Below are 23,172 nucleotides of genomic sequence, written 5' to 3'. Positions count from 1 at the left end.
CGCCTTCGGGCGCCGTTTTCGTCAGGCGGCCAGGCGCGCGCGCAGGGCGCCGTCGTGCCATTGCTCCATCTCCAGATGCGTGCCGTCATCGCGAATGACTCGCCACGCGCCTTGTGGATGCGGCAGGCCGTGCAGGGCCACGGGCAGGGCGCGGCTTTTCAGACGGATCACTGGGGCGGTGTGCGCATATCCGGCATGGGGCAGGCCCAGCAGATCGTGGGCGATCGCCTCGGCCTGTTTGGAGATCGGCTCGATGAAGCGGCACGGCGCGCCATCGATGCTGACGCAATCGCCGAGCGCGGAAATGCCCGCCACGCTGGTGCGCAGGCTGGACGGGTCCACCGCGATGCCGCGCTGAAAGGCAAGCCCGGCCGAACGCGCCAGCCGGCTCGCCGTGGCAAGCCCGGTGGCGGCCACCAGAATGTCGGCGCCGAGCACCTCGCGTTCTCCGTCGGTATTCTTCGTGAAGAGGATGGCGCTGCCGTGATTGCCCCGCTCGGCGCGCTCAACCGAAATGCCGCCGAGGAACCGGACGCCGAGGCTTTCCAGCCGCACCCGCAGCCGCTCCGCCGCCAGCTGCGGCAACAGCGCTGCGAGCGGCGCTTTCTCCTTGTCCAGCAGCGTCACCTTGTGCCCCGCGCGGGAAAAATCCTCCGCGAGTTCACAGCCCACGAGGCCGGCACCGACGATCAGGATCGCGCGCGCGGCGCCGTGGAGATGGGCGGCAAGTCCGCGCCAGGCGTCGAGATCGTTCACGCGCCAGCACAGGTCCGCCGGCAAGGCGGGCGGCAGCGCGGGGCGTGCACCCTGGGCGAGCACGAGATGGTCATAGGGCAATGTGCCGGATGTGGTGCGCAGGCGTTTTCGGGCGGGATCGATGCCCACCGCAAAGGTTTCCGCAAGCAGATGCACGCCCAGGCGCGCCGCCATATGGGTTCCGCTCTCTCGGCGCAGCCGGTCTTCCGAAAGGCCGCGCTGGAGCGCGATGGAGAGTTCCGGCTTGTGATAGACGTCGCCGCTGCAGGACGTGACCAGGGTGATGGGCACGTGGGAATCCAGGGCGCGCACCGCTTCCGCCACGGCGCGGCCGGCGATGCCGGCGCCCACGATGACGACCCCCGGCGCGTGCGCACGCTGCACCGCGGGTGCCGGCGCGGCGGCGGGGGCGGAATGCACATAAGGCTCGAAATCGGATTTGCGCACGCCGCAGATCGGGCATTCCCAGTCCTCGGGAATATCCGCGAACCGCGTGCCGGGGGCGATGCCGCTGTCGGGGTCGCCGTCCTTCTCATCATAGATCATGCCGCAGGCGCGACAGATATATTGGCGCCAGACGATCTCGGAGGTGTCGGTCGCGCTCATGCGGGCATCTCCTCGCGGGAGAGGCGGGCCATTTCCCAGCGCAGATGCTTGATGGCGGGCGTGACGATGGCGATGAAGTGCGCCTCGCGCACGCGCCGCTGCGGCGCCGAGGACATCAGATAGCCGCGCGCACCCTGGTGCAGCAGGGCCGATTGGGTCGCCCGCAGCGCCAGCTCGGCGCCCTGGGCGCGCGTGTCGAGCACATCGAGGAAATAGTCCGGATCCTGCTCGAAAGGTGTTTGCGCCAGCATCAAAGCGTGGGCGGTGAGTTCGTCCAGCTCGGCCTGGATCTCGTCCGGCCGGTCGGAGAGGTGGCGGTTCACATGGCCGAGGGCCGGCTCCACCTCGCGCATGGAATCGATGGCGCCTTGGATCACGCCGACCGCCATGCCCGCCTGTAGCAGGATGAACGCGCCGCGGATGCGCTTTATGAACGGACGGGCGGGGTCGGCCACCAGATCCTGCTCGGCGACGAAATAATCATCGAGCCGGATGCCGAAGGTGGAGGTGCCCTCCATGCCGGAGAACTGCGGGCATTGGCGCAACTCCACCGGCGGGTCGCAGCGCAGGATGAACATGATCTCGTGGGAGGGCGTGCCGTCGTCGCGATGGACGCGCGCGATGGCGCCGCAATATTGGCCCGGCGCGATATGGCTGACCCAAGGCAAGGTCCCGCTGACCAGATAACCGCCCACCGTCCTGCGCGCCCGCAGCAGCATGGGCTCGATTTCGGCGAGTGCCTTCATAGGATTGGACAGGGCTGTGCCGCCGAAGGTGCGCCCTGCCGCATGGTCCTCCAGCATCCGCCCCATGAGTGCGGGATTGCCGGACTGTTCCATATAGAGCCCGCACACGTCGTGCGCCCACATGAGGAAGCCGGTGGCGCCGCACACCCGGCTGGCCGCGCCCATGGTGGCGAGCGCGGTATCGAACCGCCCGCCATTGCGTGCCAGATGCGCGCCGAGAGCGCCCTGCGCGCCGAATTCGGCGAGGATCTCCAGCGGATAATGACCGTGGTCGATACGGTTCACGGCCGCCCGCAGTGGGCCTTGGGCGATGGCGGTGGTGCAGGACAGGATATCGTCCGAGTGGCCTGCCTCGGGTCCGGCAGGGGGATGCGACTGGGCAAGCGTCATCGTGGCCTCCGGCGCAGGGGCGGTTTCGGTCAGATTGTGGGGAAGGAAAGAAAGGTCGGCGCGAGGCGGGCCAGGGCAGGAGCCTCGCGCCGACCCCCCCTTCAGTCGGCGAGGCCGATGCTGAAGGGGATCGGATTGCGCATGGTGTTGGCGACGGGCGAGAAATAATTGGCGCGCTTGACGATTTCGTCCAGTTCTTCGCGGCTTGCGTCGCCCTCGATCGTGACTGTCACGCGGATTTCCTGGAAGCCCATCTGCTCGGGTTCGCGGTCCGCGCCGCCGGCGCCCCAGGCGGCGGTGTTGCCGATGTCGCCTTCCACCCGCAGTTCGAGCTTGGAAAGCTTGACCTTCTTCCAGGTGGCGACGGCGGTGATGCCGACCGCAAGGCACCCGCCGAGCGCGGACAGGACAATCTCGCCGGGGGCGGGGGCGGTGTTCTCGCCGAACAGGTGCAGCGGCTCGTCCACGACCACCGGCTTATGGTCGCCCACATAGTTCAAGGTGCGATACTGGCCCTCGACCACGGTATGCACCACGTTGGTGCCGCGCCGTTCGGGGTTCTCACGGCCCTTCTCGGCAAAGCCGAGCAGGCCCTCGCGATCGATGGGCCGCAGATAGGTCGTCACGGTCTTCACGGCATTGGTCGTGTCGTTCACTGGGAGCTTCCTTTCGAAAGGGGTTCTGGGGCCCGCGCCGCGGACGGCGTTCAAAACGAGATCAGCAAGCCCTGTGCCACTTTCCTGCGCACGCAAAAAATGCGTCACAGCCTCACGCGCCGCAACGACTTTGTGCGGAAAATGGTGTCTCACGACCACTTTTTCGTAAAGCTAAACGAGCCTGACATTGTCAACATTGTTCACAATGTAAGGCTAGTCGGTATGGGCGCCCTCTTCGCTCTCCAATTCGGCCTTCTGCCAGCGATAAGCGAATTGCCGCGCGGTCAGCCCCAGGCTCTGGGCGGCGCGCGATTTGTTGCCGCCGCTCTGCGCCAGCGCCCGCCGCAGGTCCTCGGCCGAATGGGAGTCGATGTGCAGATAGGGCCGGAAGGCCGGCCCGCCTCGCGCGGGCACGAGGCTGCGTAGGGCCGCTTCCTCCTGGGCTGCGGTCCGGGTTGAAACATGCGCCATCGCCGAGAGGAACGGCGCCAGATCGCTCGCATCGATGGACGGCTTGTCCGTCAGCAGCACCAGGCGCTCGATGAAATTGGACAATTGGCGGATGTTTCCCGGCCAGGGATGCTCGCGCAGCCGCGCCATCGCGGCGGCCGTCAGATTGACGTTGCGTTGGTTCGCCTCGTTGAACCGGCTGACGAAATGCATGGCCAAGGCGGGAATGTCGTCGCGCCGTTCGGCGAGCGTGGGCAGGCGGATCGGGATCACGTTGATGCGGTAATACAGATCCTCGCGAAATCGGCCGACGGCGACCTCGCGCTCCAGGTTCCGGTTGGTGGCGGCGACCAGGCGCGCATCCACCTTGATCTCCTTTTTTCCCCCGAGGCGCGTGACGGTGCCTTCCTGGAGGGTGCGCAGCAATTTGGTCTGCATGGCGAGGGGCAGTTCGCCGATCTCGTCCAGCAAGATCGTGCCGCCCCCCGCTTGCTCGAACCAGCCCGCGCGCGCCTCGCTCGCCCCGGTGAAGGCGCCGCGCTCGTAGCCGAACAGCTCGGATTCGAACAGGCTTTCTGGGATGGCGGCGCAATTGACCTTGATGAACGGCCGGTCGCGGCGCGGGCTCGCCAGATGCAGCGCGCGGGCAAACACCTCCTTGCCGGTACCGGATTCCCCCAGCAGCAGCACGTTGGCATTGGCCGAGGCCACCAGTTCCAGCTCCGCCAGCGCCTTCAGCAGGGCCGGGGCGGTGCCGATGATGCCATAGCGCGCGCTGTGGGTTTCGAGCGCACGGGCGAGCATCTGGTTGTGCTCCTCCAGCGCGCGGGTCTTGCGGTCCAGAATCTCGTTCAGTTCCAGCACCTGGCCGGCCAGGGTGGAGCAGATGCGCAGAATCGTGATGTCGTCGGAAAACGGCCGGCTGCGATTGCGGATGCGGTGGCAGCCGAGCACGCCCACGGTGCGGCGCTCCACGCGGATGGGAATGACCAGGAACGCCACCGGCTCCTGGGGCAGGGTTGCCCGGTCCACCGCGCGGAACAGGAAATCCGGCTCCTGGTCGATGTCCTGCACGATGATCAATTGCTCATGGGCGAGCGCCCGCCCGGTGATGCCCTCGCCGGCCTGGTAGACGCCGCGGGCCTTCTCGTGCGCGGTGAGGCCATAGGAATACTGGATCTTGAAAAGGGCGCTCTCGGCGTCCCACAGCACGATGCGGCCGCGGTTGAGGCCCAGCATCTCGGAGAGCAGATGGAGCATCTCGTGGAGGATGTGCTCCACCTGCAGCCCCTTGCCGATCAGCCCGATGATCTGCTGGATGAGCAGCATCTCCTGCGCCCGCCAATAGGCTGGGGGCTCGTCCTCGTGCTGTGCCGTGTGCTTGGCCTGGGCGGGGCTGCTGGCCATGCCGGGAAGTGCCCGCGCCCTTTGTTTTCCGCCTGTTTTCCTGCCGTCGTTCATGGCCCTTCCCGTCGCGCGGAAGGCCTCATCCTAACAGGCCGCCGGCAGGCATTTCCACGGAAACAGGGGCCACCCCTCGCAATCGAGGGCTTGCAATGCCATTTTGTTCTCACGAGAGAATCAAAAAGCATCGCGCGAGCGTTGCTGCGAGAGCGAGCGAGTGTCCATTCCAGTCGAGCCTAAGGGCCTGCGTCCCGCAGGCGAAAGCGTCGAGGCCCCCGCACTGCGGCCGGGCGGCATTGCCGCGCGGGCGCGGGCCGGCGGCGGTTCCGCCGCGCCCTTGCCCAATTATCTCAACGGCCTCAACCCCGAGCAACGCGCGGCGGTGGAGACCATCGACGGGCCGCTGCTGGTGCTCGCCGGCGCCGGCACGGGCAAGACCCGCGTGCTCACCACACGTATCGCCCATATCCTCAATCTCGGCCGCGCCTTCCCCTCGCAAATCCTCGCCGTGACCTTCACCAACAAGGCCGCCCGCGAGATGAAGGAGCGCATCCACTCCATGGTGGGGGATGCGGTGGAAGGCATGCCGTGGCTCGGCACGTTCCATTCCATCGGCGTGCGCATCCTGCGTCGCCATGCCGAGCTGGTGGGGCTGAAGAACGGCTTCACCATTCTCGACACGGACGACCAGATCCGCCTGCTCAAGCAGTTATTGGCAGCCGAGAATATCGACGACAAGCGCTGGCCGGCGCGCCTGCTCGCCAACACCATCGACGGGTGGAAGAATCGCGGCCTCTCGCCCCAGAATGTGCCGCCCGGCGAGGGATCGGCCTTCGCCAACGGCAAGGGGCAGATGCTTTATGCCGCCTATCAGGCGCGGCTGAAGGCACTGAACGCGGTGGATTTCGGCGACCTTTTGCTGGAAGGTATCCGCCTGTTCCGCGAGAATCCCGATGTGCTGGCGGATTATCACCGCCGCTTCAAATATATCCTGGTGGACGAATATCAGGACACCAACGTCGCCCAATATCTGTGGCTGCGCCTGCTGGCGCAGGGCTCCAAGAACGTGTGTTGCGTCGGCGACGACGACCAGTCGATCTATGGCTGGCGCGGTGCTGAGGTGGACAACATTCTGCGCTTCGAGAGCGATTTTCCCGGCGCCACCGTGATCCGCCTGGAGCGCAATTACCGCTCCACCGGCCATATCCTGGCAGCGGCCTCCCACGTCATCGCCTTCAACCAGGGCCGTCTCGGCAAGACCTTGTTCTCCGAAGGCGAGATGGGGGAGAAGGTCTCCGTCACCGGCTCGTGGGACAGCGGCGAGGAAGCCCGCGCCATCGGCGACGAGATCGAAACCCTGCACCGCGCCGGCCATGCGCTCTCGCAGATCGCCATATTGGTGCGCGCCTCGTTCCAGATGCGCGAGTTCGAAGACCGTTTCGTCACCTTGGGCACCCCCTATCGCGTCATCGGGGGGCCGCGTTTCTATGAGCGCGCGGAGATCCGCGATGCGCTCGCCTATCTGCGCTGCGTGCTCTCGCCCTCCGACGATCTCGCCTTCGAGCGCATCGTCAACGTGCCCAAGCGCGGGATTGGCGATGCCACGCTGAAGCAGATCCACGATGTCGCGCGTGCGGCCGGCGTGCCGTTGCAGGAAGCGACGCGCGCGCTCACCGAGAGCGAGGAACTCAAACCCAAGGTGCGCGCCACTTTGCGCGGCCTGCTGGAGGCGTTCGAGCGCTGGCGCCGGCAATCCGGCGAGATGCCGCATACGGAGCTTGCCGAAATCGTCCTCGACGAGAGCGGCTACACCGAGATGTGGCAGAAGGACCGCTCCGCCGAGGCGGCCGGGCGGCTGGAAAACCTCAAGGAACTGGTGCGCTCCATGGAAGGGTTCGAGAACCTGCAAGGGTTTCTCGAGCACATCTCCCTGGTCATGGACGCGGACAAGGGCGCCGGCGAGGATGCGGTCCAGATCATGACCCTGCATTCCGCCAAGGGGCTGGAATTCGACACCGTCTATCTGCCCGGCTGGGAGGAGGGGCTGTTTCCCCACCAGCGCGCGCTCGACGAGCAGGGCAAGGCGGGCCTGGAGGAGGAGCGCCGCCTCGCCTATGTGGGCATCACCCGCGCCCGGCTCTCGGCGCGGATCTATTTCGCCTCCAACCGGCGCATCCACGGCATGTGGAATTCCACCGTGCCGAGCCGGTTCCTGGACGAATTGCCCGACGCCCATGTGGAGGTGCAGGAATCCAAGGGCGGCTTCGGCTGGGGCGGTTCGAGCTATGGCGGCGGCTCCTACGGGGAAAGCCGGTTCGATCGCGCGGCCAAGGTGGAGCCCTTCTCGTCGACCTATTCCACGCCAGGCTGGCAAAGGGCGCAGAATGCCCGTGCCTCCGGCAACACGTCCTCTGGTTCCGGCTTCTCCGAGCGCGGCGGTGGCGCCTTTGGGGCAGGGCGGGGCGGGCGTGGCGCGGTGATCGAGGGCACCCTGCTGGCGTCGTCTACCGGCGCCCCCTCCAGCTTCAAGCACGGCGAGCGGGTGTTCCACATCAAGTTCGGCTATGGCGAGATTTCCGGAATCGACGGCAACAAGCTGACGGTGCAGTTCGACAAGGCGGGCGAGAAGCGGGTGCTGGAGAGCTTCGTCGAGAAGGTCTGAGCCCTCGTTTCGGCGCTCGTCGGCGCGCCGACACCCAGAGCGCGGGCGATTCCTGCGCCTAATCGCGCGGGCCGACTTCACAGGCGCGCAGGTGGCGGTATTGTGGGGTTCCATCGCATCTGCGCGCACGCAGACCCGTCCTCATCAGCCGAGCCATGCCGATTCTCAATATTGTCCTGCTGCTGATGGAAATGGCCGTCTATGGCAGCTTGATGCTGGGGCTGTTTCGCGCGCGGTTTCTCATCGGCATCGGGCCGTTCTTCTGTGCGCTGGGCGCGGTTCACGTGTTCGCCGTTTATCTGGCGATGTGCGTGTTCCTGGTTCTGCCGTTCGGCCTTTCCGCCTCTCCGGGATCGGTGGTCTTTTATGCGGGCACGCTAAGCCTGCTGCTGATGACGCATATGATCGAGGGGCAGGATGTGGCACGCCAGCCGGTGCTCGGGCTGCTGCTGGGCACCGTGGCGGTGGTGATCGCGGTCGCCTTTCTCGCGCTTGAGCAGGGGCGTGCCGGGGCGGCGCGGCCGGCGGACCTGACGGTCCTCAACCGAATGGGCATGCTCACCTTGTGGAGCACGCTGCTGCTGTTCCTGGAAAGCTTGGTCATCTTCCGTCTGTACGACCGATTGCTGGTGGCGCTGGGGCGGCGCAGCTTCGCCGCCTCCTGGCTGACATTGGCGCTGGTTTGCACCTTCGATCAGGTTTTCTTCTTCAGCGCCGTTTACCTGGTGCAGGAGGCGCCGCTCTCCGCCGGGATTGGCGGATGGATCGGCAAGCTGGTCGCCTCGGGCTTCTATTCGGGCCTGATCTGGCATTATCGCCGGCGCCTGGATGGGCCGGAGCAGGCGCTGGCGGCGGCGCGGCAGCGGCCCGGCGCCTCTCAGGGGCGCTTCCGGCACGATCCCGCCACCGGCGCCTTCCATCGCGGGCGGCTGGAGACTTTGCTCGCCGACCTGCTGAGCATCACCCGCGCCACCGGCCGGCCGGTGAGCCTGATGCTGGTTGCGGTGGATGGTTTCGATCCGCTGCGCGGCCGACTGGATGCGGAAGATGTGGACCGCGATCTGAGGCGTGTAGCGGAGACGCTCGGGAAGGGCCTGCGCAGCGGCGATTATGTGGTGCGCTACGATGGCGACGCCTTTGCGATCCTCGCCCCAGGCCTGCCGCACATGGCGGCGGCGCAGGTGGCAACCATGCTGCGCCAGCGCGTGGCCGCCCTCCAGATGCCGCCGGGGCTCGAGATTTCACTGGCGATCGGGCTCGTCACAGCGCCCCTGGACGGAGAAAGTGTCGCCAAGCTCTTGTCGGTGGCCAATGAGCGGGTCTATGCCGCACGGCAACAGGGCCGCGACCGCGTCATTGGCGCGTACGGGGTCTGAACGCAAAGCGCCTCCCCGGAAAGTTCTCGATGTTTGAAGGTCTCCTCCCCAGCGACGCCACTCATTTCATGCGGGTCTCCGCCCCCGAGATGCAGGCGCGCCGCATCGCGGATCTGCTGGCGGAAAGTTTCGATCCGGCCGAGGTCGCGGTCGCCAATTTCGAGCAGCCGGACGGCAGCTGGGCGGTCGAGGTCTATGCCGGCGAGGCCTTCGATCCCGATCGCCTGCGCGAACTGGTGGAGGTGGCGGCCGGCGCCGATCTCGCGGCGCAGGTGACGTTCGGAGAATTGCAGGAGAAGGATTGGGTGGCCGCGAGCCTGGAAGGGCTTGCGCCCGTGCGGGTCGGCCCGTTCCATGTGCACGGCTCGCACGACCGCGCGCGGGTGCCGCCCAACGGCATCGGCATCGAGATCGAGGCGGCGCTGGCCTTCGGCACGGGCCATCACGGCACCACGCAAGGCTGCCTGGCGGCGATCGTGGATGCGGCGCGGATCGGCCGGCCGGGCAAGGTGCTGGATGTCGGCACGGGCACCGGCGTGCTGGCGATCGGCGCGGCGCGGCGGTTCCGCGTTCCGGTGATTGCGAGCGACCTCGACGAGGTGGCGGTGCGCACGGCGCGCGAAAATGCCCGCGCGAACCTCGCCGGGCCCTATATCCATATGGTTTTGGCAGCTGGCGCCGGCGCCGCGGCGGTGCGCCGGCCCGGTCCCTACGACTTGATCCTGGCCAATATCCTGCTGCCGCCGCTGAAGCGCTTGGCGCGCCCGCTGCGTCCGCTGCTGGCCCATGGGGGAAAGGTGGTTTTGTCCGGCCTGCTGCCGTCCCACGCCAATGCGGCGCTTGCGGCCTATCGGGCGCAGGGCCTGCAATTGGTGCGGCGTCGCGACATCGACGGCTGGACCACGCTGACGCTGTCCGCAACCGGCGCCAAGCCGAAGCGCATATGGCCGGCGTGAGAAGAGCGCGGACGGAAAACGCGGCGTGCGCGTGAGCCTCGCACGCCGGGGAGATCAAACTACCCCTGGCGCTGTGGGCATTTCTTCAGGAACCACGCCGCCGCCGGCATGGGGCCGGGCTTTTCAGCCGCGACCCGGCGCGTCTGCGGCGGCGCATTCGCTCATGCGCGCGGCGTGAAGGCACGCGCGCGCATCGTCAGCTCACTTGCGCGGGTCGAAACCGGTGCGCTGCATGTAGGTGATGAAATCGCGCTCGGCTTCCGCGGTGCGGGCGGCGACGATCGCATCGAAAATGCGCTTGAAAACACCCTTGCGGGCTTCGGCCGGCTTGGCAGCGGCGGCAGCTTCCGCCGTCGTGGCGGTCGAGAAGGAATCGGTCGAGAAAGTAACGGCGCCCATGACAGGCCTCCAACGCTTGGCCGCAACCGTGCGGCTCTTGATGCGATGCAATATGCTCCCTGTTGCATCGCACTAGAAGCGATGTGTCAGCATGGCTGACCTGCACCGCATGCAGCGTTGGAAATAAGCTTTCTGCAAGAAAATCGTGCAATCGGGATCATCGCGGCGGCCGCGCCGCCGACGATGTTCCTTCCTGGAGGCGATCAGGAGCGCGCGTCGAGACCGATGCTGCGGCCGATGCCGTCCGGCTGGGGCAGAGCGGAATGAACCGAGCGCATGCCCGCGACCCGTTCGAGTACATCGTCCGCAAAGGGGGCTGCGCGATGGGAGGCGCGGTCCATTTGCAACGTCATCTGCTCGCAGGTGGCGGCGACCCACCCTTCCGTACCGTGGTGGAGCGAGAGGAAAAGGTGCAGACGCTTGGCGTCATAGTCGATCAGCCGCATGGTCACCCGAACGTCGCCTTCGGCCGGCAGGCTGCGAAGGTAGCGCATGTGGGCTTCCGCGGTGAGGAAGGAGAACCCCCGCGTGCGGGCGTATTGCGGCCCCAACCCAAGAAGCGCGAGCGCTTCCCCAAAGGCGCGATCGAACAGGACATTGTAATAGGCCGGGGACAGATGACCGTTGTCATCGATCCATTCCGGTTCGATCTTCATCGCGGAAGATACGAACGGAGCGAAAAATACCGGTTCGAAGTCGTTCCTGTCCCACATGGCGCTCTCCCTGACCGAGAGGGGGCACGGAATTCAAAGAATTGCCTGCTTGCTGCGCAGTGTGCCGCGAGTTTTGACATTGGTCACTGTCGAAATGGCATAAGATTGTCGCCGGTGCGGAAACATCATGCACTTCTGCGGCATGGCGCTACCGGCAGAACCCCTTGCCGAATGCGTGCAGGCCGCTAATCTGCTTCGCCCGCCTTGGCCATTTGGCTTGATTTTAAAGGATTCTTAAATGTTTGGTGCCGACGCGACGGTCACGCGCGAATCGCTGCCGGGCCTGCCGGCGGTGCTGGAAGCTTTGCAAGCTACTCTTGGTAACAAAGTCGTGACATCTCATGCTGTGCGGGAGCAGCACGCAAATATCACGACCTATTTGCCTAACGAGCCGGCAGATGCGGTTGTTTTCGCTCAGAGCACACAAGATGTGCAGACCGTTGTCGGCCTCTGCGCGGCCCATCGAATACCGATCATCCCCTGGGGAACCGGAACCTCGCTGGAAGGTCACGTAAATGCGCCGAAAGGCGGAATCTGTGTCGATCTATCCGGGATGAATCGAATTCTCGCCATTCATGCCGAGGACCTCGACTGCGTGATCGAGCCCGGCGTGACGCGCAAGCGGCTGAACGAGGATTTGCGCGACCAGGGGCTGTTTTTCCCCATCGATCCGGGCGCCGATGCCTCGCTCGGCGGCATGGCCGCCACCCGCGCCTCGGGCACCAATGCGGTGCGCTACGGCACCATGAAGGACAATGTCCTGGCACTGAAAGCCGTGCTGCCCAACGGCGAGATCATCACCACCGCCCGGCGCGCGAAGAAGTCTTCCGCCGGCTATGATCTCACCCGCCTGTTCGTGGGCTCGGAAGGCACGCTCGGCATCATCACCGAGCTGACCCTGCGCCTCCAGGGCATTCCCGAGACCATCACTGCCGGCGTCTGCCCATTTGCCAGCATCGAGGATGCCTGCAACGCCGTCATCGCCACCATCCAGTCGGGCATCCCGGTGGCGCGGATCGAACTGCTGGATGAAGAGCAGGTGAAGGCGTCCAACGCCTATGCGAAGCTCGATCTGCCGGAGACCCCGCATCTGTTCGTGGAATTCCACGGGACGCAGGCCGGCGCGCATGAGCAGGCGGAGCGTTTCGGTGAGATCGCTGCTGAATTCAACGGCGGCCCGTTCGTGTTCGCCGCCAAGGCCGAGGATCGGAGCCGCCTGTGGCAGGCCCGGCACGATGCCTATTGGTCCGTGCTGCCCATGCGGCCCGGCGCGAAGGCGGTCGCGACCGACGTGTGCGTGCCGCTCTCGCGCCTTGCCGAATGCGTCATGGAAACCAAGCGGGACATCGTCGAGATGGGATTGATCGCGCCCATCGTCGGCCATGTGGGCGACGGCAATTTCCACACCACGCTGATGGTGGACGTTGAGGACCCGGCGGACCTCGCCAAGGCGAAGACCTTTATGTCGCGCCTGGTGGACCGCGCGCTGGCGATGGAGGGGACCTGCACCGGCGAGCATGGCGTGGGGCAGGGGAAGATGAAATACCTCTCCGCCGAGCATGGCGAAGCCACCCTGGACGCGATGCGGGCGATCAAACGGGCATTCGACCCGCTGAACATCCTGAATCCGGGCAAGATCGTCAAAATCTGAGGGTGCGCAGCCCCTGCGTCACCATCGGATCGCCACCATCCCAACGTTACCATTCCGCGCTAGACTTCCCCAACGCGCCGGCTGCGGCGCGCCCCTTGAAGCGAGGACCGGCTGGTGCAGGGCGTCCTGATCACGATTGCCTCGGCGGTGATCCTTGCCATCGTTGCGGCGTTCGCGGCGCCGTTCGTGGTGGATTGGACGGCCTGGCGCGGCGCGTTTGAAAGCCAGGCGAGCCGTTCACTCGGCGTGCCGGTGGTGATCCGCGGGAACATCTACGCCGACATCCTGCCGACACCGCGCGTCATCCTGCGCAACGTCTCCATCGGCGCCGACGCCATCTCCACTGGCGCGGTTGTGGATGAATTGCGGGCCGATCTTTCTCTCGGCGCGCTGGTGCGCGGCAGTGTCGAGGCGAAATCCCTCACCTTGGTGCGTCCCCGCATGCGCTTGGTCCTGGACAGCGCCGGCCGGGTCGCCTTGCCAACGGGGGCCGCCGCGCCCGGCGGCATCTCCATCTCCCAACTCGCAATCGAAAGCGGAACTCTCGACCTGCTCGACCGCGGCGCCGATCGCACCCTGCGCTTTACCGATCTCGACCTGCGCGGGGAGGCGCGTTCGCTGGCCGGGCCGTTCCGCCTGGAGGGGGAGGTGGAGACCGAAGGCCGGCGCTTTGGCACCCGTCTCAGCCTCGCGGCCTTTGGCACCGACGGCAGTCGCATGCGCCTGATCGCCGAGGACCGTTCCCGCCCCATCACCCTCGATCTCGACGGCACGCTGCGGCTGGACGGCGGCGCACCTCGCTTCGAGGGGCGCGGCAGTCTGGCCCGCCGCCCGGACGCGGCGGCCGGCGCGAATGCCGGCGGATCGCCGGGTGCGGGGCAACAGGGCTCCGGGCAAGACTCCTGGCGCCTGTCCGGTGCGTTGCGTGCCAGCCCGGAAGCGGTGGTGGTGGAGACGCTGGATCTTTCGCTGGCGGACACAGCGCGCCCCGTGCAATTGGCGGGCTCCGCGCGCCTCGCCCTCGGCCGGACGCCAGGGCTCGATGTGGTGCTGAACGCCCGTGCGGTCGATGCCGACGCCTTGCGCGCGTCGCCGGTGGCACCGCAGACCGCAGCAGAATCCCTCGCCGCCTTGATGGCGGCCTTCGACGCCCTGCCCGCGCCGGAGGTGCCCGCGCGCATCGGCGTTGCGGTTGAGCAGCTCACTTATGCCGGCACCGTGTTGCGGGACGCGCGGCTGGACCTCTCGGGCGTCGATGGCGGTTGGCGCATCGATGCGGCGGAGGCGAAGCTTCCGGGCCAGTCGGCGCTGCGTCTCTCAGGCATGCCCGGCCGCGCGAGCGGGGCCGGCTTTACCGGCGATCTCGCCTTTTCCAGTGACGATCCGGCCGCCTTCCTGCGCTGGGCGGCGCCGCGCGCCACGGCGGATTTTGCGACCGCGGTGGTTGGCCCGGTGAAGCTTGTGGGACGGGTTACGGCGGGTGCCGGGCGCTTCGGGGTGCAGAAGCTCGATGCCAGCTTCGGCGCGGCGACGGTGTCGGGATCGGGACAATTCACCGAGGGCGACCGCGCGCGCGCGCGCCTCGATCTTTCGCTGAGGCTGGATGGGCTCGACCTCGACCCGGCACTGGCGGCGTTGCGTCAGGGGTTGGCGATTGCCGGCGAGGCGGTGGATGGCGGCGTCGCGCTGGAAGGCCGGCGCCTCAAGGTCGGCGGTCTTTCCCTCGGCGCCCTGTCGCTTGCCGCGGAGGGGGCAGGCGGCACCTGGACCCTTTCGCGCCTCGCCGTGGATGACCTCGCGGGCCTGCATCTGGAGGGCAAGGGCAGCCTCACGCGGCTCGCGCCGCTCCAGGGGCGCCTGGACCTGACGGTTGCCGGCGCCAAGGCGGACGGTTTGGTGCCGCTGGCGCGGTTGATCTCGGGCGAACGCGCGGGCGAGGTCATGACCCGGCTGCTCCCGGTTGCGGCCCCGGTGAACCTTACCGGTTCGACGACATGGCGCGATGGCGGCGCGGGCGCTGTGCGCCTGGACGGTACGCTTGGGCTGCTCACGGGTCATGCCGCCTTCGCGCCCGGTGCAGCGGGCGGTATGCCGCGCGTCGATCTCACGCTTTCCGCAAGCGATGGCGCTCGTGTGCTCGAAGCTGCAGGGCTTTCCGGCCTGCGCCCCGGCCTCGGCGCGGGACAATTCAACCTCGCCCTCGCGCCATCCGGCGGGGACGAGGCCATGCTCGATGGCCGCCTCGTCCTCGCCGATACGGTTGCGACCGCCAAGGGGCCGGTGAAGGTCGCGGGAGACGGGACGCTTCAGCCCCGCCTCGCCATGCGGCTTGACGGTGCGGACGTGGCCAAGCTGTTCCTGGTCGCCGCGCCGGCGGCGGAGGACGGTCCGGTGCCGGCCGCGCTGGGCTTCACCTTGTCGCGTGCTGGCGGCGCCTGGCAACTGGACGAGTTGAAGGGCCTGCTCGGCGGCGCGCCGCTTTCGGGCGCCGTGGCCATTGAGGGCGGAGAGGTGCCGCGCCTGACGGGCCGGCTCGATCTCGATGCGCTCTCGCTGCCGCGCCTGCTGGGCATGTGGGGCGCGCGCAGCATCGGCCCGGACGTGGGCAACGGCCCCTGGTCCGCCGCGCGCTTCACCCCGGCGCCGGCCGCGCCGGTGGCCCTGATGCTCGATCTCACGACGCGCCGGCTCGATCTTAACGGCACCTATGCCCTGCAGGAGGCCAAGGGCCGCTTGCAGGCGCGCGACGCGACCCTGGATCTGCGCGATCTATCAGGCAGCATCGGTGGCGGCACGCTGAGCGGCAATCTCACCTTGCGCCGCCGGCCGGATATGGTGGCGGCCGAAGGTCATCTGGGTCTCGATGGTGTCGATTTCGCCGCCCTCGTCCAGCCGCTGGCGCCGCGTGCGCCGCTCGCCGGGCGCCTGTCCCTCTCCGTGGACATGGGCGGCGTCGGCCGCTCGCCGCTCGCCCTGGTCCAGAGTCTGTCGGGCCAGGGGACGCTGGGCGTCCAGGCGCTGAGCATTCCCGGCACCGATCCCCATGCCATCGAAAGCGTGCTGACGGATACCGCCACCGGCGCGCCCCCCGATGAGCGGCGCGTGGTGCAGATGTTCGACCGTGCCCTCGCGCGTGGCCCGCTGAAGCTTGCCACCCTCGACAGCACAGTGAGTCTGGTGAACGGGGTGGTGCGCCTCTCGACCGCCCGTGCCCAGGCGGACGGCGCGCGCGCCACTTTCTCCGGAACGCTGGACCTGCCGCGCCTGTATCTGGACGGCATGCTGGATCTTGAAGCCGCAGAGGCGGGCGGGGCGGTTCCGGGCGGCTCCATCTCCTGGCGAGGCCCCATCGCCGCCCCGGAACGGCGCGTCGCCGCGCCGGCGCTGGTGGCCGCGATCTCGATGCGTGCCATCGAGCGGGAAACCCGCCGGCTGGAAGAGCGGCAGGGCCTCGTACCCGCCCCCTCGGCCGGCAGCGGCACCGCGCCGGCCGCAGCGCCCGCGCCCACCCCAATCTCCACAGCGCCTTCGGCGCCCGTGTCCACCGCACCGGCTGCTTCGCCTCAGGTGCCACCGGCACAACCGGCCCCCGTGCAATCCGCTCCTGCGACTTCCGCGCCTGCCCAATCCCCGGCTTCGCCTCCCGCCACCGCGCGCGAAACCTCCGAGCCGGCGAACGGCGAGGAGAGCCGTACCCGCGCCCCCGCGCGTTCCAGCGCGCCCCGGCAGGCGAGCGAGCGCAGCCGGTCGGCTGCTCCTCCCCTCGCGCCGCCCATCGAGATCGGCCCGATGAGCCGCGCGCGCCCGGCGCGGCCCTCGCTGCCCCCCGAGGGCGGGAGCTTTGCGCCGCCGACGCCCGGTTTCGGCAACCTGCCGCGCCCGCCGGCCCTGGTGCCGGGCGAGTGAGGCGTGTGGCCAGCGCGCTGGCGAGACCCGTTCAGGCGCGGGTGAGGGTGATGTAGGTGAAGGGGAAATCGTCCTTCGGCCCCTGCGTCGGGCCAACGCGCTCCACCTCGCGCCACTCTGCCGGATCATAGGGCGGCAGCAGCACGTCGCCATCGGGCGCAGCATGCACGCGGGTGAGGTGGACGGTGCTCGCCAGCGGCAAGGTGTCGGCGAACACCCGCCGCCCGCCGATGACCATGATGTCCTCTGCGCCGAGTTCCCCCGCTGCGGCCTCGGCCAGGGTGAGCGCTTCCCCGAGATCATGTCCCACGCGGACGTCAGCATGGTCGGCGCTGAACGCACGATCGCCGGTTAGCACCACGGAGATTCGCCCCGCCAGCGGCCGTCCGATCGAAAGAAAGGTGTTGCGCCCCATCAGCAGCGGCCGTCCCCAGGTGAGCGCGCGGAAGCGCTTCAGATCGGAAGACAGGTGCCAAGGGAGGGACTGATCCTTGCCGATCACTCCATTCTCGGCCACGGCCACGATCTGCGCGAGAGGAAGCATCAGGCGGTGCCTTTCAGCAGGGAGATCACGGATCGGGCCGCCGCCTGCCCCGAGAGATGGGCGCCGTGGCAGGTGGAGAAGGCATGCTCCGACACGGCCTCTCCAGCAAACACGATGCGTTCGGCGAGCGGCGCGAACAAACGCCCGCGCATGTGCGCCTTGCCGGGCAGCGCGCAGGAATAGCCGCCGCCGATGTGCGGATCGCGCGCCCATGAGGTCGCGCGCCATGCGGTGACGCGCGCACGGATATCGGCGCCGAACACATCCGTCAGTCCAGCCAGGGCAAAATCGGCCATCGCCTGCGGGCCTGCTCCCACCAGCGCCCGCCCGGCTGCGCCGCCGAGATGAGCAATGGCCAGCGGCCGCGCGCCGGGCAGGATCTGGAAATTCACCGGCGCCCGGTCGGGCCGTGTGAGATCTATGGTGTTGATGCCGGCCCTTTCGGTAAAGCCGAATACGTCGCTGTCAAAGCCGAACGCGACTTTTTCCGAGACCCCGAGCGGCAGGGCTTCCATGGCTTCGGCCAGATCCGGCGGCAAGGCGGGGGCGAAGCGCAGATGGCCCTTCGCCATCACATCGGTGGAGACCGCGACAATCACGATCCGCGCGGTCACATCCCCCTTTGGGGTTGCGAGCCGCACCCCGGGGCCGGACCAGTCCACCGTCTGGACCGGGCAGTTCAGCGTCACCGCGAGGCCCCGGGCCTGTGCCGCGACGAGAGCCCCATAGCCTTCCACCACCGGCCAATTTTCGCCGCCGTCATGGTAATTCGCGAAATCGAGGGTCGAAACATCCTGCGGGGTCGCCGCGGTCATCAGCCCCACCCAATGGCGGACCAGACGGTTCCACTGGCCGGCATCGGCGATCACGTCGGATGCGGCCACATCGCGTCCGGCTTTTCCGGCCTCGGTTACTGCCGCGAATGCGGCTTCCACGGCGTCGGCAGCCGCGTCGCGCTCCTCGTCGCTCGCCCAGCGGGTGCCGAGATGCAGCCTGCGGATATAATGCTGGGTCGAACGGCGATAGGAAAAGCCGAGCCGGTCGGCGATCGCGACAAAGGGATTGTCGAGCGCTGAATGCATCCAATGGCAGCCGAGATCCCAGGGCTGCGCGAAACTGGCCGTGTCGGTCCGGGCGCGTCCGCCGATCCGGGGGGCCGCTTCCAGAATTGTAACGGAAAGGCCGCTGCCCTCGAGCGCACGCGCCGCCGCAAGGCCGGCAGCCCCGGCGCCGATCACGGCGACATCAAACGTGCTCATGGGCGGACCAACGCGCGATGTAAGACCGAAGCCTCAGATAAAAGCGGGCGTGGTGCGGGCTGCGCCAGCTCACTTCTTGCGGAAGACGTCCAGCCGGACGACTTCGGCACCGCCGGAGGGGCGCTCTTCCTTGGCGGAATCTTTGCCACCCTTGGCCTCCTCGGCACCCTTGGTCGTGGCATCCGGGGAGGTGTCCTGAGCGGAAACCTTGCTGGTTGCGCTGGCGATGTCCGGGGCGATGGACTTCATGGCCAGCACGGATTCGTTCTGATCCCCGTCGCTCTTGTCGCCGCCAAGCTTGGCGGTGGCGAGGGCGGGCTCCGACCCCGCGCCGCGCAGCGGACGCACCGAAGCGCCCGCGCCGGGCAAGCGCGTGGGCGCTTCCGCGGGAGCATGGTCGCCCGTTGTCTCGATCTCCTCGCCGCTGGCGAGTTCGAACTGGAGGCCGAAGCTCACCGAAGGGTCGAAGAAGCCCTTGAGCGCGGAAAACGGCACCAGCAGCCGTTCGGAAATTCCGCCGAACGAGAGGCCCACCTCGAAGGCGTGCTCGCTCACGTTCAGGTCCCAGAACTGGTGCTGGAGAACGATGGTCATCTCCTCGGGATATTTCTCGCGCATGCGCTGCGAGAGCCGAACGCCGGGGGCCCGGGGATCGAAGGAGACGTAGAAATGATGGTCGCCCGGCAGTCCGTCGCGGGCGACGTCGGAGAGCACGCGGCGAACGACGCCGCGCAGGGCTTCCTGCGCCAGAAGATCGTACCGGATATGATCGACCGAAGACATGGGGTGTGATGCTCGCGGGGTGTGATGCTCGCGGCCGGTGCCCGTTGCGGACGAGACCCGCGCCGCGGAAAAGGCGTGCCGCCCCTCCGCCCACGGACATGAGACCCATCCCCCTTCCCCGAAGGTCCGGCCGGCCCTTGGAGAAGTGGAGGCTTCTGTTGCCAGGTGCCTCCGAACCCCGCCTAGCCAGTGCTACCCGGTAGGACTTTTATTTCGGTACCTTTACCGCTCACGCGGCAACGGCAACCGGAGCATAGTTGTCATTCGCAACTATAGGTCGGCCCGATATCGGCGGAACCATGCCGAGCGAAAGAAAGCCCTTTACACCCTCGTCGATCCTATTTCGCCCCCGCCGCAACCCGCAAAGCCTTGCGAAATCACGGGTTCTGGTGGAGGCGCCGGGTACTGCCCCCGGGTCCGAAAGGTTTATTCCGACAACCATTTATCGCCATATCTGGCTTGCACCAGCGCCACGAATATAGGGCCCGGGCCGGCATGATGAAAGGGGCAAGCCGGGGTTTTCCCGCCATGGCGGCGGAATGCCCCGCCCCCTCTAGCGTCCCGAAAGGGGGTGCAGGTCGCGCACCATGTCCTTCAGCCGTTCGTCCAGCACGTGGGTGTAGATCTGGGTGGTGGAAATGTCGGCGTGGCCGAGCAGGGTCTGGACGATCCGCAGGTCCGCTCCATGGGCCAGAAGATGGCTCGCGAAGGCATGGCGCAGCACGTGAGGCGAGAGCTTGGCCGGATCGAGACCGACGGCCACCGCGAGGTCCTTCAGGTCGCGCGCGGTCTGCTGGCGAGTGACGTGGCCGGATTTCGCGCCAGTGGGAAACAGCCATTTCGAGGCGTCCAGCCCGGCGGCACGGCGCCCGTCCAGATAGGCCGACATGATGGCCTTGGCGGGTCCGCTCAGGGGCACGAGCCGGTCCTTGTTGCCCTTGCCGGTCACGATGATGGCGTCGGTGCGCGTCCGCGCCGCGGTGGCGGGAAGCGCGATCAGTTCCGAAATGCGCAGGCCGGTCGCATACAGAAGCTCGATGCAGCAGGCGACCCGCAGCCGGCGCAGCGTCTCCCCCTCCGTTTCGGCCTCGGCGACGCGCGCATGGGCCGTCTCGATGAGGCGGCTCACCTCGTCCACGCTGAGCACCTTGGGCAAGGGCCGGCCCCGCTTGGGACCTTCAAGGACGGCGGCGGGATCATCGCTGCGGTGCCCCTCCGCATAGAGGAAGCGGTAGAGCTGGCGGATCGCGGAAAGGCGGCGCGCTACCGTGGTGCTCTTGAAGCCGCGGGCGGAAAGATCGGCGAGATAGGCCCTTAGCACCGGCGTGACGGCGGCCGCGACGGTGTCGCCCTGTGCACCGAGAAAGGCCGAAAAATCCTCGAGGTCGCGCCGATAGGCATCGAGCGTGTTGGCACTCGCACCGCGTTCCACGGCCTGCATGTCGAGAAACAGGGCCAGCGGCCCGCTGCCGGAAATGCCGGTGCGGGAGGAGCCGGCCTTGGTCATGGCCCGTGCCTCACTTCTGGAAGCGGTCGTTTGGGACGGTGATGGTCACGTCCCGCGTGACCGGTTCCACCTTGGTGGCGAGCCAATAGGCGCCACCATAGACCAGGGCTACGAGGATAGCGATCGCCGCCAGAAGGCGGATCAGACTGGGCACGGTGCGATTTACCTGCGTTCTGCCTTGCCTGCGTTCCACGCGAATCGCCGGCCGGCGCTGCGCTCTGAACAGGTGACATGCGCGCGCGCCTCTTTCAACCGCCATTGCCCCCCCGCCACGGCAATGCTAGTGCGCTTTTTTCGCGCTTCGCGTCCATTTTGAAGCCACGCGTGCGGACGGAGGTATCTTTGAGCAGCGAGAGCGAGCGAGAGCCAGGTGCGATGCCGGAAGCGGCTTCGAATGGCGCCCTCCTGGCTCGGCTGGGCCGCCGTTCGATCGTGCTCGTCGGCATGCCGGGCGCGGGAAAATCGTCTGTCGGCCGCCGCCTCGCCAAGCGGCTGGCGCTGCCGTTCGTGGATGCGGACGAGGAAATCGTCCGTGCCGCCGGCATGAGCATTCCGGAAATCTTCGCCAGCCGGGGCGAGGCCGAATTTCGCGAGGGCGAAAAGCGCGTGGTCGCCCGCCTTCTGCAATCCGGTCCCATGGTGATCGCCACCGGCGGCGGCGCTTTCATGAGCGCAGAGACCCGGGCCGCCATTTCCGCGGCGGGCGTTTCCGTGTGGCTGGAGGCGGACCTTCACACCCTGCTGCGCCGGGTGAAGAAGCGCAACGACCGGCCGCTGCTCGCCCAAGGGGACGCGGAAGCCAAGCTGGCCGATTTGCTGGCCGCGCGCGGACATATCTATGCCCTTGCCGACGTGCGGGTGGAATCCCGCGACGTCGTCCATGAAACCGTGGTGGAAGAAGTGATCGCCGCCGTGACGCGCCACTTCGCGCCGACCCAGGACCAGACCCCATGACGCGCCTTGCCGCCTCTTCTTCCGTTGCCGCCCCAGAGACAGGTGTGCGCACCGTGCGGGTGGATCTCGCCGGCCGGCCCTATGACATCGCCATCGGGCCGGGCCTGCTCGGCGGAATCGGCGCGCGCATCGCCGCCCTGCGGCCGGGGGCGCGGGTGGCCATCGTCACCGACGAAAATGTAGCCGAGCAGCATCTCGGCACCGTCGAGGCGGCGCTGACGCACGCGGGCATCGCCCATTCCGCCGTGATCGTCGCGCCGGGTGAGAAATCCAAGAGCTATCGGGGCCTGGAGCAGGTCACAGAGGGCCTGATCGCGGCCCGCATCGAGCGGCGCGACCTGGTGCTGGCGCTGGGCGGCGGCGTCGTGGGGGATCTCGCGGGCTTTGCCGCGGCGGTCGTGCGGCGCGGTGTGGACGTGGTCCAGGCGCCGACCACGCTGCTCTCCCAGGTGGATTCCTCGGTCGGCGGCAAGACCGGCATCAATTCCCCCCAGGGCAAGAATCTCGTGGGTGCGTTCCACCAGCCGGTGCTTGTGGTGGCGGACACCGCCGCGCTCGACACGCTGCCGGCGCGGGAGGTGCGCGCGGGCTATGCGGAAGTCGCCAAATACGGCCTACTGGGCGATGCGCCCTTCTTCGGCTGGCTGGAGGCGCACGGCGCCGAGGTGCTGGCCGGCGGCGACGCGCGGGTGGAGGCGGTGGCCGCCAGCTGTGCTGCAAAGGCTGCCATCGTCGCCCGCGATGAGAAGGAAACCGGCGACCGGGCCCTGCTCAATCTCGGCCACACGTTCGGCCATGCCCTCGAAGCCGGCGCTGGCTTCTCGAACCGGCTGCTCCATGGTGAGGCGGTCTCCATCGGCATGGCGCTCGCCTTCGCCTTCTCGGCGCGGCTCGGCCTGTGCAACGGGCAGGATGTGGTGCGCGCCACACGCCATCTGGAAGCCCTCGGCCTGCCGACCCGCATCGCGGACGTGCCGGGCGACTTGCCGGATACCGACGGGCTGATGATGCTGATCGCCCAGGACAAGAAGGTGAGCCGCGGCGCGCTGACCTTCATCCTGGTGCGCGGCATCGGCGAAGCATTCATCGCCAAGGATGTGGACGGCGCGGAGGTGCGCGCGTTCCTGGAGCAGATGCGGCGCGCGTAGGGCGAGCCCGCGTGGCGGAGAGACGCGACGCCGGAGTTGCCGGAAGCGTGCGGGAGCGCTATGGAGGCGGCCACTTTCAAGAACCCGTGTCGTTCAACCGGGCGCGGGGAGGGTCAGGGAATGTGCCAGACGGCCGCCATCATCTGTGTTCCACACTGCGCGCCGCGGCGCGGCCTGGGCAAACGCGCGCGAAAATGACGCGTGCCTGACTGCGAGACCGGCGCACCCGTCCGCTTTCGCCGATGATGGCCCCCGGCGGTTCGACGCCGGCTGAACCCTGATCTACAGCCCCTGTTGAGAGAGAAC

18 protein-coding genes and 1 other RNA gene are annotated in these 23,172 nt (G+C 67.8%); 7 read left to right on the top strand and 12 right to left on the bottom strand.

Annotated elements, in window-relative coordinates; all coding sequences use genetic code 11:
• Nucleotides 1–21 precede the first annotated feature (21 nt).
• The 4 genes from V5F68_RS17460 to V5F68_RS17445 all read right to left on the bottom strand — a co-directional run bounded on the left by V5F68_RS17460 (nucleotide 22) and on the right by V5F68_RS17445 (nucleotide 5,011).
• Nucleotides 22–1,362, bottom strand: a complete 1,341-nt coding sequence (locus tag V5F68_RS17460) for an FAD-dependent oxidoreductase (RefSeq protein WP_394014272.1) — start codon at nucleotides 1,360–1,362, stop codon at nucleotides 22–24.
• Nucleotides 1,359–2,498, bottom strand: a complete 1,140-nt coding sequence (locus V5F68_RS17455) for an acyl-CoA dehydrogenase family protein (protein ID WP_394014271.1) — start codon at nucleotides 2,496–2,498, stop codon at nucleotides 1,359–1,361. The genes V5F68_RS17460 and V5F68_RS17455 overlap by 4 nt, the downstream gene beginning before the upstream one ends.
• A 101-nt stretch (nucleotides 2,499–2,599) precedes the next feature.
• Entirely contained in the window at nucleotides 2,600–3,154 is a 555-nt protein-coding gene (locus V5F68_RS17450; protein ID WP_348844174.1) for an OsmC family protein, read from the bottom strand.
• A gap of 213 nt (nucleotides 3,155–3,367) precedes the next feature.
• The gene (locus V5F68_RS17445; protein ID WP_394014270.1) at nucleotides 3,368–5,011 is read right to left on the bottom strand and encodes a sigma-54-dependent Fis family transcriptional regulator; all 1,644 of its coding nucleotides are present in this window, start codon (nucleotides 5,009–5,011) and stop codon (nucleotides 3,368–3,370) included.
• A 220-nt stretch (nucleotides 5,012–5,231) separates the two neighbouring features.
• Here V5F68_RS17445 and V5F68_RS17440 point away from each other — a divergent pair, with 220 nt between their 5' ends.
• The 3 genes from V5F68_RS17440 (at nucleotide 5,232) to V5F68_RS17430 (ending at nucleotide 10,002) form a co-directional block, all read left to right on the top strand.
• Entirely contained in the window at nucleotides 5,232–7,670 is a 2,439-nt protein-coding gene (locus V5F68_RS17440; RefSeq protein ID WP_394014384.1) for a UvrD-helicase domain-containing protein, read from the top strand.
• 155 nt (nucleotides 7,671–7,825) lie between these two features.
• A complete protein-coding gene (locus V5F68_RS17435) occupies nucleotides 7,826–9,046 on the top strand; it encodes a GGDEF domain-containing protein (protein WP_394014269.1) in 1,221 nt (406 codons plus the stop codon).
• A 29-nt stretch (nucleotides 9,047–9,075) separates the two neighbouring features.
• A complete protein-coding gene (locus tag V5F68_RS17430; protein ID WP_394014268.1) occupies nucleotides 9,076–10,002 on the top strand; it encodes a 50S ribosomal protein L11 methyltransferase in 927 nt (308 codons plus the stop codon).
• A 201-nt stretch (nucleotides 10,003–10,203) separates the two neighbouring features.
• Here V5F68_RS17430 and V5F68_RS17425 read toward each other — a convergent pair whose 3' ends face one another.
• Both V5F68_RS17425 and V5F68_RS17420 read right to left on the bottom strand, forming a co-directional pair.
• Nucleotides 10,204–10,401, bottom strand: coding sequence for a hypothetical protein (locus tag V5F68_RS17425; RefSeq protein WP_394014267.1), 198 nt, complete (start codon nucleotides 10,399–10,401; stop codon nucleotides 10,204–10,206).
• Nucleotides 10,402–10,604: 203 nt separating this feature from the next.
• A complete protein-coding gene (locus tag V5F68_RS17420; protein ID WP_394014266.1) occupies nucleotides 10,605–11,114 on the bottom strand; it encodes a thioesterase family protein in 510 nt (169 codons plus the stop codon).
• 238 nt (nucleotides 11,115–11,352) lie between these two features.
• Between V5F68_RS17420 and V5F68_RS17415 the strand changes: the two genes are divergently transcribed.
• A complete protein-coding gene (locus V5F68_RS17415; protein ID WP_394014265.1) occupies nucleotides 11,353–12,765 on the top strand; it encodes an FAD-linked oxidase C-terminal domain-containing protein in 1,413 nt (470 codons plus the stop codon).
• A 114-nt stretch (nucleotides 12,766–12,879) separates the two neighbouring features.
• Entirely contained in the window at nucleotides 12,880–16,671 is a 3,792-nt protein-coding gene (locus V5F68_RS17410; protein WP_394014264.1) for an AsmA family protein, read from the top strand.
• 31 nt (nucleotides 16,672–16,702) lie between these two features.
• On the opposite strand, the gene V5F68_RS17405 is transcribed toward V5F68_RS17410, so the two are convergent.
• From V5F68_RS17405 to V5F68_RS17380, 6 genes are all read right to left on the bottom strand, one after another.
• Complete coding sequence (locus V5F68_RS17405) at nucleotides 16,703–17,215, bottom strand: dihydrofolate reductase (protein WP_394014263.1); 513 nt, start codon at nucleotides 17,213–17,215, stop codon at nucleotides 16,703–16,705.
• Nucleotides 17,215–18,474 carry a flavin monoamine oxidase family protein gene (locus tag V5F68_RS17400; RefSeq protein WP_394014262.1) on the bottom strand — a complete coding sequence of 420 codons (1,260 nt, stop codon included), beginning with the start codon at nucleotides 18,472–18,474 and terminating at the stop codon, nucleotides 17,215–17,217. The genes V5F68_RS17405 and V5F68_RS17400 overlap by 1 nt, the downstream gene beginning before the upstream one ends.
• A 69-nt stretch (nucleotides 18,475–18,543) precedes the next feature.
• The gene (locus tag V5F68_RS17395; protein ID WP_394014261.1) at nucleotides 18,544–19,257 is read right to left on the bottom strand and encodes an SspB family protein; all 714 of its coding nucleotides are present in this window, start codon (nucleotides 19,255–19,257) and stop codon (nucleotides 18,544–18,546) included.
• A gap of 144 nt (nucleotides 19,258–19,401) precedes the next feature.
• Nucleotides 19,402–19,765, bottom strand: a transfer-messenger RNA (tmRNA) gene (gene ssrA, locus V5F68_RS17390).
• 45 nt (nucleotides 19,766–19,810) lie between these two features.
• On the bottom strand, nucleotides 19,811–20,764 hold the full coding sequence (locus tag V5F68_RS17385) for a site-specific tyrosine recombinase XerD (RefSeq protein WP_394014260.1): 954 nt from the start codon (nucleotides 20,762–20,764) through the stop codon (nucleotides 19,811–19,813).
• 10 nt (nucleotides 20,765–20,774) lie between these two features.
• The gene (locus tag V5F68_RS17380; protein WP_348844186.1) at nucleotides 20,775–20,918 is read right to left on the bottom strand and encodes a histidine kinase; all 144 of its coding nucleotides are present in this window, start codon (nucleotides 20,916–20,918) and stop codon (nucleotides 20,775–20,777) included.
• Between the two features lie 188 nt (nucleotides 20,919–21,106).
• On the opposite strand from V5F68_RS17380, the gene V5F68_RS17375 reads away from it, so the two are divergent.
• Both V5F68_RS17375 and aroB read left to right on the top strand, forming a co-directional pair.
• Entirely contained in the window at nucleotides 21,107–21,718 is a 612-nt protein-coding gene (locus V5F68_RS17375; RefSeq protein WP_394014259.1) for a shikimate kinase, read from the top strand.
• Complete coding sequence (gene aroB / locus V5F68_RS17370) at nucleotides 21,715–22,866, top strand: 3-dehydroquinate synthase (RefSeq protein ID WP_394014258.1); 1,152 nt, start codon at nucleotides 21,715–21,717, stop codon at nucleotides 22,864–22,866. Before V5F68_RS17375 ends, aroB begins: the two co-directional genes overlap by 4 nt.
• Nucleotides 22,867–23,172: the final 306 nt, after the last annotated feature.

Source organism: Roseixanthobacter pseudopolyaromaticivorans, from assembly GCF_043195145.2.
Lineage (GTDB): Bacteria > Pseudomonadota > Alphaproteobacteria > Rhizobiales > Xanthobacteraceae > NCEH01.
The sequence above is the reverse complement of the archived record's forward strand: the minus strand, read 5'-3'. Positions and strand labels throughout refer to the sequence as shown.

What these genes read in the sequence shown, in the direction of transcription:
- V5F68_RS17460 (WP_394014272.1), bottom strand. Translation starts at nt 1,362, where the DNA reads ATGAGCGCGACCGACACCTCCGAGATCGTCTGGCGCCAATATATCTGT.
- V5F68_RS17455 (WP_394014271.1), bottom strand. Translation starts at nt 2,498, where the DNA reads ATGACGCTTGCCCAGTCGCATCCCCCTGCCGGACCCGAGGCAGGCCAC.
- V5F68_RS17445 (WP_394014270.1), bottom strand. Translation starts at nt 5,011, where the DNA reads ATGGCCAGCAGCCCCGCCCAGGCCAAGCACACGGCACAGCACGAGGAC.
- V5F68_RS17435 (WP_394014269.1), top strand. Translation starts at nt 7,826, where the DNA reads ATGCCGATTCTCAATATTGTCCTGCTGCTGATGGAAATGGCCGTCTAT.
- V5F68_RS17430 (WP_394014268.1), top strand. Translation starts at nt 9,076, where the DNA reads ATGTTTGAAGGTCTCCTCCCCAGCGACGCCACTCATTTCATGCGGGTC.
- V5F68_RS17425 (WP_394014267.1), bottom strand. Translation starts at nt 10,401, where the DNA reads ATGGGCGCCGTTACTTTCTCGACCGATTCCTTCTCGACCGCCACGACG.
- V5F68_RS17420 (WP_394014266.1), bottom strand. Translation starts at nt 11,114, where the DNA reads ATGTGGGACAGGAACGACTTCGAACCGGTATTTTTCGCTCCGTTCGTA.
- V5F68_RS17415 (WP_394014265.1), top strand. Translation starts at nt 11,353, where the DNA reads ATGTTTGGTGCCGACGCGACGGTCACGCGCGAATCGCTGCCGGGCCTG.
- V5F68_RS17405 (WP_394014263.1), bottom strand. Translation starts at nt 17,215, where the DNA reads ATGCTTCCTCTCGCGCAGATCGTGGCCGTGGCCGAGAATGGAGTGATC.
- V5F68_RS17400 (WP_394014262.1), bottom strand. Translation starts at nt 18,474, where the DNA reads ATGAGCACGTTTGATGTCGCCGTGATCGGCGCCGGGGCTGCCGGCCTT.
- V5F68_RS17395 (WP_394014261.1), bottom strand. Translation starts at nt 19,257, where the DNA reads ATGTCTTCGGTCGATCATATCCGGTACGATCTTCTGGCGCAGGAAGCC.
- V5F68_RS17385 (WP_394014260.1), bottom strand. Translation starts at nt 20,764, where the DNA reads ATGACCAAGGCCGGCTCCTCCCGCACCGGCATTTCCGGCAGCGGGCCG.
- aroB (WP_394014258.1), top strand. Translation starts at nt 21,715, where the DNA reads ATGACGCGCCTTGCCGCCTCTTCTTCCGTTGCCGCCCCAGAGACAGGT.